Genomic DNA, 12,302 nt, shown 5'->3' on the forward strand with positions numbered 1-12,302 from the left:
CAAAAACACAATCCCGGGTTTCACGACAAGAAATCCCGGGATTTTTTTGCCTTTTCAGATCCTACAATCACAAAGGACACATATACCCATTTTTAGCGTGGATTGGAACCCACAAGTTTATACACCTTGCCGTCCGGTTTGGTAAAGATGTATAGTTCTCCCGTTGAATCCCGACCAAATCGAAGATCTACTCGGTTTGTTCCGCACAGTTCAACCAGCGTCTTTATCTCTCCATCCAGTCGAACCCTCCATTCGAAGATAGGTACCGTCTTCCCAAAAGCCAACTTGCCTGTTTCAATGTAAAAGAGGCGTCCTCGCACAATATCGCCAAAAAAATACTTGCCCGCCAACCCGGATACCTGGTTGCCCCAGTATTCAAATCCACCCGATATGGCATTGCCCTCGTCGTGATCATACATGGCAACCGGATAGGTAAAACCCCAGTCCGCATCGTTTTCCGGAAGCTGAAAGACCTGATTAATATCAATTTGATGATCAATGACCCAGATACCCTCACGCAAGGGCCATCCGTAATCCTCACCCGGCCTTAACATATATAGCGACTCCACCTTTCCCTGCCCAATATTGGTAGCCAGGATCTGCCCGGCTTTGGTCCAGGTGATGCGATGGGGATTCCGAAAGCCGTGTACGAAAATCTCAGGCAGCCGGTTAACATCGCCGACAAAGGGATTTGAATGCGGAATCCCATAATTTCCGTTTTTACTGTTTGATCCACGGGGATCGATGCGAAATATACTTCCCCACGCCTGCGTAGCACCTAATGAAACAAACAGATATCCGGCACCCAAGCTGCCACCATCTCCGATCCCAATATAAAGCAGGCCGTAGTCTTCATCGCCGGGTCTTGCCAGTGGGTTAAAGGTAAGCTCTTGCATGCCATGAATACCGGTTACCATGTCTATACGAAATAGTTCCCGACTCTTTCCTCGAAATGGCCGCCCGTTGGGGTTATCCGTTTGCCACTCCAATACCACCCACTGCAACGTAGACCTAATCGAATCACCGTAGCTAAAGTCTGCGGGTGCAGAACCTGGCTGTTCCGTATGGGAGGTGTATAGCAATCCGTTTTTAGAAAACTCAGGGTGGAAGGCAAAACTGCCAAGTCCGGTTGCCAAACCCGGCTTATTGATAAAACGGGGCATCTCCTTTTCCATATCCAAAAATAGCGCTGGTTTTCCCCCTCGAAGTTCATACATTTTGCCCCTCAGATCACTGATAAACAACTCCCCAGACAGAGGTTCATAATCCATCTTGGCTATACGAGTAAGCGGCATCTCCTCGCTGGACGGAGGAATCTGCGTGATCAATTCCAGGTCCACCACCAGATCAGACATGGGGATTGGCTCGGGTATCGGATTGCTTACCGAATCCTGTCGGGTAAGGGTAGCAGCCTCTTTCGCCTCAAACTGATGCATATACCCAATGATTGCGTCAATCCCTTCCTCCCCCAGGTAGGCAAATCCTGGCATGTAGGATTGGTAACGGGCAAACAAGGCTTGGCCTCGTTCATCGCCGGAATCGATTACCTGCGTAGGATTGGCTATAAATGAACGCAGCCAGTCCACGGAAACCAATCGGGTCAGCCCACCAAGCCCAGGGCCGATACCGTCCTGGTCAAAGGCGTGGCAGGTTGCGCAGTTTTGGTCAAACAGCCGCTCTCCCTCAGCCAACGTGACTTGGTCTATACGGATCAAATCCTCCACTTTTTCCCTTTTGGGAGAACAAGAAAACGGTACAATGATGAGGGTGGCCAAGGCCAGGAAAACCAGAGAAACGGTTCGAATACGCATGAAAATAGGTGGAATAGAATGAAACCAAAAGCCGTCGCGATCAAAACAACAGCTAAGGTAAAGGGATTTTTGCGTAATCAAAAACAGACGGAAAGGCGATCGACCATAAAAGACCGCTGCCGCAGGCACGAAGATCGCTCATGTAAAATTTCCGGATGTGAATGCATTCATTCAGTATATTTGCAGGTTACCCAAAATTTCTTTCTGGATGAAACACGGCTACTGCTTTTTCTTATTTCTATTTATGGTGGTTCTAGCTCCTTGGGGCAGGGCAGACCTGATCGCCCAACAGCGGAATGCGGTGAAGCTTAGCGGTCGAATCTTGGATGGGCAGGGACAGGCCGGCCTCGGATTTGCTACTGTCAGTGTGTACCTTGCAGGCGATACCGAGGGCAAACTCGTCAACGGCGGTATTTCCCAAGAAGATGGCCGCTTCAGTTTGGATCTGAACGAAGGTACTTACGACCTGTTACTGGAATTTATGGGCTACGAAGCCCGTAGGATCGAGGGTGTACAGATAACGCGGGACAGGGGAACACTCGATCTGGGAGAATTCAGGTTACAACCCAGTACAGCAAGTTTGGATGAAGTGGTCGTCACAGGGGAAAAATCCTTTATGGAGCTCAGCTTGGACAAGCGGATATTCAACGTAGGGAAAGACCTGGCAAATGCCGGCGGAACAGCCACCGATATACTGATGAACCTCCCTTCTGTAAACGTAGACCCGGAGGGAAATGTACGGCTGAGAGGAAGCGATAACGTCAGGATTCTCATCGACGGAAAACCTTCCGGCCTGGTAAGCTTCAAGGGAAGCAGCGGTCTACAGCAGCTCCCCGCCAATCTTATTGAGTCCGTAGAAGTGATCACTAATCCCTCCGCCCGCTATGAAGCTGAGGGTATGGCGGGTGTCATCAACATCGTTTTGAAAAAGGAAAACGCCCAGGGGTTCAACGCCTCGTTTGAAGGCATTACAGGTAATCCCACCAATTTGGGATTTGCTGCTAACCTAAATTACCGGCATAACAAAATCAACTGGTTTGTCAACTATGGCCTTGCCTATCGCCGGGTACCGAGGGAAGGATTTCTTCGGCAGGATGTGACGGCATTGGACTCAACGTTCTACACCGAGCAGTTCACAACCGGGACAGTAAACAGCATCAACAATAATATACGGGCTGGACTGGATTATTTTTTCAATGAAAAGAGCATCCTCACAGGGTCTTATTTGCTCAGAAGAAGCGACTCCAAGCGGATTACCGATATCCGATACGAAGACTACTTTTCCAACGGGGTCATGGAAGGATATTACCACCGAAGGCAGGACGAAGACGAAAAAGAACCCAACTCCGAATATAACGTAAGCTATCGCAGGTCATTTGACCAAGCAGGCCACCAGTTTACGGCAGCTGTCACTTACCTGGATTATTGGGAAAACTCCGATCAGGTGTATACGGAGTTTGGTTTCCAACCCAACGGCATCCCCATACCCTCCCGAAACCTCCTGCAAACCTCCATTAACGATGAGTATGAACGACAATGGTTGTTTCAATTGGACTACACAAAGCCGGTATTTCGCGAGGGCAATTTTGAGGCAGGGATTCGAAGTAGTTTCCGCGATATGGAAAATGACTTCATCGTCAGTGAACAGCAGGAATCCGGGGATTTTGAACCGCTTCCGGGATTGGACGATATCTTTCTGTACGATGAAAACATCCATGCTGCCTATGCCATCCTCGGCAACAAAAACCAGAAACTCTCCTACCAAGGCGGGATTAGGGCCGAGTATACCGATGTAAAAACGACACTGGTACGTGCCAATTCAGTGAACCCGAGGCAATACGGCAACCTTTTTCCAAGTGCACACATCACCTACAACTTAAGCTCGGATGATGCCATGCAGGTGAGTTATAGCCGTAGAATCCGGCGCCCCTTCTACAATGACCTCAGTCCATTTATGACATTTTCCGACGCCAGAAACTTCTTTAGTGGCAATCCAGACCTGGATCCGGAGTTTACCGATGCCTACGAGCTGGGCCATATCAAATACATGGATCGTGGATCTATTTTTTCCACAGTATATTTTAGAAACACCAAAGATAAAATCGAACGGATACGGACAGTGGATGAGGAAGGCAATGCCATGACCCTTCCCGAAAACCTGCTTTCCGAGCGTTCCTATGGGGCGGAATTTACCAGTGATTACAATCCCACAGACTGGTGGAAAATTGACCTTAACCTTAACCTGTTCTATGCCCAAATAGACGGCAGCAATATAATGGAGGATTATAAGCGGGATACCTATAGTTGGTTTGCTCGCTTTACCTCTCGGTTTAGCCTGCCAAACACGCTGGATATACAAGTTCGGACAAACTACGAAGGTAGGCAGCGAGTGGCCCAAGGAATTCGGAAGGCGCTTTATTACGCGGATATTTCCGCCAGTAGGGATGTCTTCAACGGACGGGGAACTTTGATTCTAAATGTGATGGACATCGCCAATACAAGGCGTACCCGTATGATATTCGAGGGACCCGGATTTATTACCGAAAGCGACGTACTGCCCAGAAGAAGGCAAATCAACCTCTCCCTAAATTACCGTATCCGGCAAAGCAAGACGGCCAAGAAATCGGATATTCTGGGAACCGAATAACGTTCGTAACACCCCATTAAGCTTTCCCGACGCAATTCACTCGTAGATAAACCTACGAGTGTATGAAACCGATACAACAAAACTGGAAATTTACCCAAACACTTCCCGTTTTGGTTTGTTTGTGCTCTAGTTATGAAGCACAAAAAATCGATCTGCTGGTTTAGAAATGACCTGAGGCTACACGACAATATAACGTTGACAAAGGCACTCCAGCATTCAGATGAAGTTATTCCGGTCTTTTGCGTGGATCCGCGTTCCTACCAAATAACTCCCTTTAATTTGGAAAAAACCGGGCCCTTTAGGGCCAAGTTCATCCGTGAATCGCTTGTTGATCTAAAAAACAACCTTCAAACAAAGGGAGCTGATTTGGTCGTATTAACCGGCTACCCAGAAAAAACACTGGTGGCATTCGCGGAAGAGCATCAGGCAACGGCGATTTATTTCTCTCAGGAGGCAACCGACGAAGAACGGCAGGTAGAAACATCCCTTGAAAAAAACGCCAAAACCAAGGGGATCAACATCCATAGTTACTCGCAGGCCACCCTTTTTCATGCAGATGACCTTCCGTTCCCCATTCCCCGAGTCCCAGAGGTATTTACAACCTTCCGAAAAGCTTGCGAAAAGGAATCGGAGATCAGGCATTTGCTTCCCCCACCGGTTTCTATCCCTTTCCCAACCAACTTGATATCAACGGGAGAGATCCCGACATTGGAAGAACTGGGCCTGGAAGATCCAGTACCAACCGGAAAGGCGGCTTTTGCTTTCAAAGGAGGCGAATCGGAGGGGCTAAACCGCGTAGCCCATTACCTCTGGGAGACGGACTGCATCGCCCAATACAAACAGACCCGGAATGGGATGCTTGGAGCCGACTATTCGAGCAAATTTTCCCCTTGGCTGGCTGTGGGAGCCTTGTCTCCGAGGTGGATCCACTCCGAAATCCAGCGGTATGAAAAAGACGTGGTGAAAAATGACTCAACTTATTGGCTGGTCTTTGAATTGATATGGAGGGACTACTTTCGCTTTATTTCTAAAAAGCACGGTAATAACATTTTCAAACGCTCCGGTATTCAATCCGACGAAAGACGATGGAAACAGGACAAGGGCCTTTTCAACGCCTGGGCAGCGGGACAGACAGGGGTACCCTTTATCGATGCAAATATGCGGGAATTGAACCAAACAGGGTTTATGTCCAACCGAGGTCGGCAGTTGGTCGCCAGCTTTTTCGCCAACGACATGGGAATGGATTGGACCTGGGGTGCGGCCTATTTTGAAAGCAAACTCATCGATTACGACGTTTGCAGCAACTGGGCCAATTGGATGTATGTGGCGGGAGTGGGCAATGACCCGCGCACGGATCGCTATTTTAATCTCATCACACAGGCCAAAAACTATGATCCACAGGGAGACTACGTACGTCAGTGGCTACCCGAGCTACGTAAAATCACTGGAATTGATATCCATCGACCGGATCATATACCAAAAAGCAAACTTCTGTCTCTAGGGATCAACCTAGGTATCGACTATCCGCATAAGGTCGTTAAACCTAAAATCTGGTAGAAGGTTATCGAGCCAGTACCTGCACCTCCCGGTGCCTGAAACAGTCTACCAAGTGGTCGTTGACCAAGCCTGTGGCCTGCATATGGGCATAGAGGGTGGTGCTGCCAAGAAACTTAAAGCCCCTTTTTTTCATGTCCTTGGCCAGCTTATCGGATACATCCGTGGTAGCTGGGACCTCGGACAGGGATCTCCATTGATTTTGAATGGGTTTTCCGTCCACAAAATGCCAAATATAGTCAGAGAAAGATCCCTCCGTTTTTTGCACCTCCATGACCTTCCGGGCGTTGTTTATGGCTGCAGAAATCTTTAGCCGGTTACGGATGATCCCAGCATCCTGCAAAAGCACCTCGACCATGCTGTCCGGATAGGCAGCTACCTCCCGGTAGTCAAATCCGGCAAAGGCGTTTGCATATCCCTCGCGTTTTTTGAGTATGGTGGCCCAATTGAGTCCAGATTGGGCACTCTCCAGAACCAAAAACTCAAAATGCCTGCGATCATCGTACACAGGTACCCCCCACTCCTGATCATGGTACTGTCTATACATTTCAAAACCCGAACACCAAGGACAGCGGAATTGACTGGATTCGTGCATTTAAAAAGGGTTTATATTGGTAATTTTCTTTACAAATCTCGAACAACATGTAAAAATTTACAACCCCTATTAACGACTAAATAGGTTGATTCCCATTGCAATATTTGTTTCGATATATAGCTTTTTACGAATACTTTGAGGTGACTCCACTATGAACGGAAAATTTGATCCGGTAGAAGAAGCATAGTCGTATGCCCGCGCATATAACCTGAAAAAGGCACCATCTCTTCCAAAACCTAGACCAGCTTCATAATAGAGCCGATCCCTAATCGGAGTGTTAAAACTTAAAATATCTCCTTTAAATGTATTTGAGACAAGCTTTTCATTATTGTCTAAATATGAAAATTTTTTGCTCGCATCATTTCGATCGTATTCATGAAAAAAAACCGTCGATGATTGATTAAAGATAAATCCTGTTCCTGCGTCAGCAAAAAAAACATCTCCGATTGAAAATCGATAAAAGATCCCAGTACCCATGTATCGATGCCTCAATTCAATATCTCCGTCCTCTCTCAGCTTATACTCATCTTTCGTTGGATTTGAAACATATGAGTGGTTGATGAAGATATTTTCTCCGTTAGAGTCAAAGAGATTGCCTCGACTGCTATAGAACCATTTGCCATATACTCTGGATCTTGCAAATACTGGAGAAATTGCAATGCTTCCTCCGATATCTCCCGATACTCTTCTTCCAAGCCTTGACCAATTATCGTCTAAACTTTGTTTATAAAGCGTAAATCCACCGTCAATAACTACCGGACTGAGAACAAATGATGTACCTTTTGATTTTGTCACTGGTGGTGCAGAACTTTTTGAAAACTGGCTCCCGATAATAGCAGCACCGATTCCTAAAAGGATTCCCCCAGCTAAAATTTCACCCATAGCTGAACCCCGGCTGTTTTGCATTCTATCCTGCTCATTCCACCTTTCTAATCTTTGATTTCGAGAAAAATCCGTGTTGTTTCCAAAACCTTCATCTTGAGAAAAAAGGTATGAAGGCATAAGAAATGAACAAATAAGCATCCATATACATACGTCCTTAATTGAAAAATAGGAACCTGCTTTCATATACAAATGAAATTAAAGTTGGTAGATATATCTGCTAATGAAAGTTAGAAAAAAAAAAGAGATCTTTCAAAATTTTTTAATGAAAAAAGTATTTTTAGGCAAATCACTTTGGGTTTGGAATAAAAACCGCATTCGCCATCAAGAGCTTACCGCTTTCCCAGAAACCCCTAAACAAAGGGTTATCTACCAAGTAAACAAGGGATCCCTTTCCCAGGTTTTCTACGCCAAAAACCAGGGAACTTTCGAGCTTAGGCTTTGCTTTGTACCCAATGAATCCGGCTCTATGATGGTCTAAAGAAGGAATATAGCCCACATTGACTCCTTCCTGCCCTAGGTAGCTATATCGCTCACTACTGTTCTTCAACGTAAAATACTTATCGGTCAGTCCATAACCAAGCGGATGGGTTCCGTCTATCTGAACCTGTAGTACCGCTCCTATCACCTGTTCAGATACTTGAAGGCGCTCCCGCTCCTGAAAGGGTATCGTCAACTCCCATTCCGGCTGTTCTTCCTCATACTCCATCCTCCAGATCCGCTCCGCCTCTGTTCGGTACGTTTTCAAGCCGTAGCCTTCCTGGTCTACAAAAAGCCCAAGTGCCCCTTCCAAGGCTATCAGCCTCCCACCATTGTGCACCCAGTCGTTGAGTTGTTTATTGGCGGCTTGATCCAAGCTTCCATAATTTCCGGATGGTAGAACAATGACATCGTACATCGTCAGATCCATGGTCGGAATACGGGAGTGGTCCAATATGGAAATCGGATACTCGAGTTCTTGCTCGAAATAATGCCAAAGCTCGCCCAAGTTGAGCGAATTTACCTTTTCACCTCCTACCAATGCGATCTTGGGTGCCGATACCGTCCTCACCGCCGAGGAGCCAAAGTCCCTGCCAGCATCTACAAAGCCGGTAGTAGTTTTGCCCAGCCTGATTTCAAGCCTATTGGCAAGGTCTGTCACCCGTCGGTGAAAATCAGCGATCCGTTCATTGCCTCCTCGTGCAATGATCAAGGTTCCTGCCGGGTACGAGGTATCTCCCAAACGGAAAGTGGAGGAGGCCGTTCGGACACGTATGCCAGCCTGCAAGAGTTCTGAGAGAAACCGGGCATGCACCGTGGCGTTCCATGGGGCGAGATAGGCCAAGGTAACCGGATCCGGCTCATTGGGAACAAAGGCCTCTTTTTCAAAGGGACTATTTGGATCGAACCGGGATTTTACCGCATAGGCCTCGAGATTAAATGCATAGGGAAGAGCCCAAGTAGTAATATCATAAGTCAAGCTGTCGGTAAGCACCGTTTCGGGCTCCAGCAGTACCTGGGCAAGTACGGACTTGGGTTGATTGGTAGAAATAACGATATCTTCGGGCTGCAAAGAAAACGTTTCTTCTGAGCCATTGAGGTAATGAAAGCCCGTCAGGGAACGGCTAATTCCACCTCGTCCATACCAAATCCCGTTTCTATCCAACAAATCAAGAAAGGGTTGCACCCTCGCAGGCAAGTTGGACGCCCGAACAACAAAGGTTTGATGACTTGATTTTGGTCGGGACCGACTATTCCGAAAAAAGTTGGCGTATTCGTCTACAACTTGTTTTGCATGCTTGGAGGTAGTCTCTATGGCGGATAGGGCGGTGGTATGGTGATGGAGAATCCGTTCTGCCAGGGTGACAGTATCTCCCAAAGCATTCAGCATAGCCAATCCGGCCCTTCCCGAACCTCCCTGCTCGATGGTCATACCTATTGCCCCGGAATACATAGGATAGGTATCCCCATAGCTGGGGTAGAGTAGGTCAAAGTTTTCCTTGGTGTAGTAAAACCAGTTTTCTTGGTCAAAGTACGCAGCTGTGTTCCTTCCAAACCATTCCTGAAAGGTTACTTGAAACGGAGACAGCTGCTCATGCAGGGGCTCCGCAGCGGGCGCAAAGTAATAGGGATCGTCTATCCCCATCTCATGGAAATCCACATGCACCTGTGGCAGCCAGCGATTGTAGAGGGCCATCCGGTACCGGGATTCCTGTTGGGTTTGCCAAACCCAGTCCCTGTTGAGATCGAATAGATAGTGATTCGGCCTGCCCGACGGCCAGGGTTCCTGGTGTTCCATGGATTGGGGATCGGGCTGTAAATGGCGGTGGGCCTTTTGCATGTACCAGTTAACATAGCGCTCATGCCCGTCCGGATTAAGGCAGGGATCAATGACCACAAGGGTATTCTGCAGCCACTCAGATACCCTCGGCTGCTCCGGATCTACGAGTGCATAGAGCGTCATCATGGCCGCCTCGGAAGAAACGGCCTCGTTGCCATGTACGTTGTAGCTCAGCCAAGTGACGGGCACTTCTGTTTTTGGCTCCCCATCCAAAAGACCCGCCCTGCGGAGGTTGTCCTCCCGGATCTGCTCCGGCGAAGCAGCTTGTGTGTTGGCAGAAACAAAGGCCACCACCAAAGGCCTGTATTCCACACTCTCTCCATAATACTCCAGGCTAACTCCCTCGTTCAGCGAGGCCACGTGTTCGAAATAGGCAACTACACGATGGTGGGGGGTAAAGCGGCTCCCCAACTCATAGCCCAAAAATGCGTCAGGACTTTTCGTTTGAGCTTTTGCATGGCAAAAAAATGCCAAAAAAATAGAAGCCAAATAGGTAGATCTCATTTAAACGCTGGTTTAGTTCGTAGGAAGATTTTCTGCCGGCCCTTGGTAGCATACCTATCCAAAAAAGCCTAATCTGGGTAACTTACATGTTTCTGATAGCTTCTTTTCGGGGAATCGCGATGCTCCACATCCCTCTCAATTCACCCGCCTTGTACCCCGTAGCTTTGTCATGCGGATACTTCTCGCTTATCTTGGCCAGGGTGCTTTCTTCGATCTCGGAACCAGGATCTCCATGGCAGCTGAGGCAGATCCCACCCGGTATTACGATAGCTTTGGTATAAAGTAACACTTCTCCATTATCCAGCTTTTGGATGTTGGGCTGATTTTCCATCCCTTGCGCTAGGTTATAGGCGTAGGCCTCCAACAGGTTCTTTTCCATGTCATTGGGAGCGTTGGCCGGGTTACGGTTTTTCAGCGAGACCCTTTTCACCGCCACGCGATGCTTTTCGGCTACTTCCTTTGTAATGGGTAGGGCTTCGGCATGACAAAAATCCACCGCTCCGGCCAACCCTCTATCGGCTATCACTTTTTGAAGCGTTTCCACCAGGGATTTCTGGGCCTCTGCACTGATTTGATCGCCCCATTTCATTGCGAATTCGACCAATTCAGCCTCATTGACCTTTTTGATTTCGGTGGACTTTTGGATCTCCCGAAAAGTCTCCCGATCCACGGACTTTTCCGAGCCGCATGAGATCAACAGTGCAAAGAAGAAAATGTAGAAGATAACCTGAGGTTTCATAATAGCTCTTTATGATTGATTACCCGAAAATAGCAAATTTCCCCACGCCTTGATCCCCTCCACCCAACAATTCGCCGCGGTTCTGACAATACTCTCGAAAAAGAAACATCCAATCCACATTATTTCTTAATTTTGCGCTCCAAAAAGACTGTTTATGCTTGACAAATTAGAAGCCATCAAAGATAGGTTTGAGGAGGTGGGCCAACTGATTATCCAGCCGGATGCCATGTCCGATATGGGTAAGTACACCAAGCTCACCAAGGAGTACAAAGACCTTGAAAAGGTGGTGGAAGTTTATAGGGAATACAAACTGGTTCTTGAAAACTTACAAAGTACCAGGGCCATACTCGATAAGGAAAAAGATCCTGACTTCCGGGAGATGGCCAAGCAGGAGTTGGACGAGCTGAGGGAAAAGCAGGAAACCATGGAATCAGATTTACGCGCCATGTTGATCCCCAAGGATCCCAACGACAGTAAAGACTGTATATTGGAAATCCGCTCCGGTACCGGAGGTGACGAAGCGGCCATTTTTGCGGGCGATCTATTCCGCATGTACCAACGCTTCTGCGAAAAGCAGAACTGGAACCTCACGGTGCTGGACTTGACCTTTGGCACCGCCGGCGGATACAAAGAGATTATCAGTACCGTATCAGGTGCCGATGTGTATGGCATGTTGAAATACGAATCAGGAGTGCACCGGGTGCAGCGGGTACCTGCTACCGAAACCCAGGGCAGGGTTCACACTTCCGCTGCAACCGTAGCAGTACTGCCCGAAATGGAGGAAGTGGACGTACAATTGGATATGAACGATATCCGCAAAGACACCTATTGTTCCTCCGGCCCAGGAGGTCAATCGGTAAACACCACGTATTCCGCGGTACGTCTTACCCACACGCCCACTGGCATAGTAGTCACCTGCCAGGACCAGAAGTCCCAGATCAAAAACTTTGAAAAAGCACTCAAAGTACTTCGAAGCCGTATATACGAAATAGAATTGGCCAAACACAACGAGGCAGTAGGTGCGCAGCGAAAATCCATGGTAGGAAGCGGAGACCGTTCGGACAAGATCAGAACCTACAATTACCCCCAAAGTCGCGTTACCGACCACCGCATCAACAAGACCGTTTATAACCTGCCTGATGTGATGGAGGGTAACATTGAAGAATTTATTCAGGCGCTGCGTTTTGCGGAAAACGCCGAGAAAATGAAATCCGGTGGTATGGATGACTAAACCATTCGGTTTCCGGCAA

The 12,302-nt window shown here is 47.9% G+C and carries 8 protein-coding genes; 3 read left to right on the plus strand and 5 right to left on the minus strand.

What is annotated here, in order from left to right:
- Positions 1-92: 92 nt before the first annotated feature.
- Positions 93-1,811, minus strand: coding sequence for a PQQ-dependent sugar dehydrogenase (locus tag ADIS_RS09980; protein ID WP_010854353.1), 1,719 nt, complete (start codon positions 1,809-1,811; stop codon positions 93-95).
- Positions 1,812-2,019: 208 nt separating this feature from the next.
- Here ADIS_RS09980 and ADIS_RS09985 point away from each other — a divergent pair, with 208 nt between their 5' ends.
- Positions 2,020-4,458: an outer membrane beta-barrel family protein gene (locus ADIS_RS09985; protein ID WP_010854354.1), complete on the plus strand. Its 2,439-nt coding sequence runs from the start codon at positions 2,020-2,022 to the stop codon at positions 4,456-4,458.
- A gap of 132 nt (positions 4,459-4,590) precedes the next feature.
- Complete coding sequence (locus ADIS_RS09990) at positions 4,591-6,015, plus strand: DASH family cryptochrome (RefSeq protein WP_010854355.1); 1,425 nt, start codon at positions 4,591-4,593, stop codon at positions 6,013-6,015.
- Between the two features lie 4 nt (positions 6,016-6,019).
- Here ADIS_RS09990 and ADIS_RS09995 read toward each other — a convergent pair whose 3' ends face one another.
- The 4 genes from ADIS_RS09995 to ADIS_RS10010 form a co-directional block, all read right to left on the minus strand.
- On the minus strand, positions 6,020-6,607 hold the full coding sequence (locus ADIS_RS09995; protein ID WP_010854356.1) for a DNA-3-methyladenine glycosylase I: 588 nt from the start codon (positions 6,605-6,607) through the stop codon (positions 6,020-6,022).
- A 69-nt stretch (positions 6,608-6,676) separates the two neighbouring features.
- Positions 6,677-7,675 (minus strand): hypothetical protein, encoded by a 999-nt coding sequence (locus ADIS_RS10000; RefSeq protein ID WP_010854357.1) that lies wholly within the window; start codon positions 7,673-7,675, stop codon positions 6,677-6,679.
- A gap of 103 nt (positions 7,676-7,778) precedes the next feature.
- The gene (locus ADIS_RS10005; protein WP_010854358.1) at positions 7,779-10,313 is read right to left on the minus strand and encodes a M14 family metallopeptidase; all 2,535 of its coding nucleotides are present in this window, start codon (positions 10,311-10,313) and stop codon (positions 7,779-7,781) included.
- A gap of 82 nt (positions 10,314-10,395) precedes the next feature.
- A complete protein-coding gene (locus tag ADIS_RS10010) occupies positions 10,396-11,052 on the minus strand; it encodes a Tll0287-like domain-containing protein (protein WP_010854359.1) in 657 nt (218 codons plus the stop codon).
- 154 nt (positions 11,053-11,206) lie between these two features.
- On the opposite strand from ADIS_RS10010, the gene prfA reads away from it, so the two are divergent.
- Complete coding sequence (gene prfA / locus ADIS_RS10015; RefSeq protein ID WP_010854360.1) at positions 11,207-12,283, plus strand: peptide chain release factor 1; 1,077 nt, start codon at positions 11,207-11,209, stop codon at positions 12,281-12,283.
- Positions 12,284-12,302 lie beyond the last annotated feature (19 nt).

It is taken from the genome of Lunatimonas lonarensis, assembly GCF_000390185.1.
Classification (GTDB): domain Bacteria; phylum Bacteroidota; class Bacteroidia; order Cytophagales; family Cyclobacteriaceae; genus Lunatimonas; species Lunatimonas lonarensis.

Coding starts and splice junctions, on each gene's coding strand:
- prfA (WP_010854360.1), top strand. CDS start 11,207: ATGCTTGACAAATTAGAAGCCATCAAAGATAGGTTTGAGGAGGTGGGC.
- ADIS_RS09985 (WP_010854354.1), top strand. CDS start 2,020: ATGAAACACGGCTACTGCTTTTTCTTATTTCTATTTATGGTGGTTCTA.
- ADIS_RS09995 (WP_010854356.1), bottom strand. CDS start 6,607: ATGCACGAATCCAGTCAATTCCGCTGTCCTTGGTGTTCGGGTTTTGAA.
- ADIS_RS10005 (WP_010854358.1), bottom strand. CDS start 10,313: ATGAGATCTACCTATTTGGCTTCTATTTTTTTGGCATTTTTTTGCCAT.
- ADIS_RS09980 (WP_010854353.1), bottom strand. CDS start 1,811: ATGCGTATTCGAACCGTTTCTCTGGTTTTCCTGGCCTTGGCCACCCTC.
- ADIS_RS09990 (WP_010854355.1), top strand. CDS start 4,591: ATGAAGCACAAAAAATCGATCTGCTGGTTTAGAAATGACCTGAGGCTA.
- ADIS_RS10010 (WP_010854359.1), bottom strand. CDS start 11,052: ATGAAACCTCAGGTTATCTTCTACATTTTCTTCTTTGCACTGTTGATC.
- ADIS_RS10000 (WP_010854357.1), bottom strand. CDS start 7,675: ATGAAAGCAGGTTCCTATTTTTCAATTAAGGACGTATGTATATGGATG.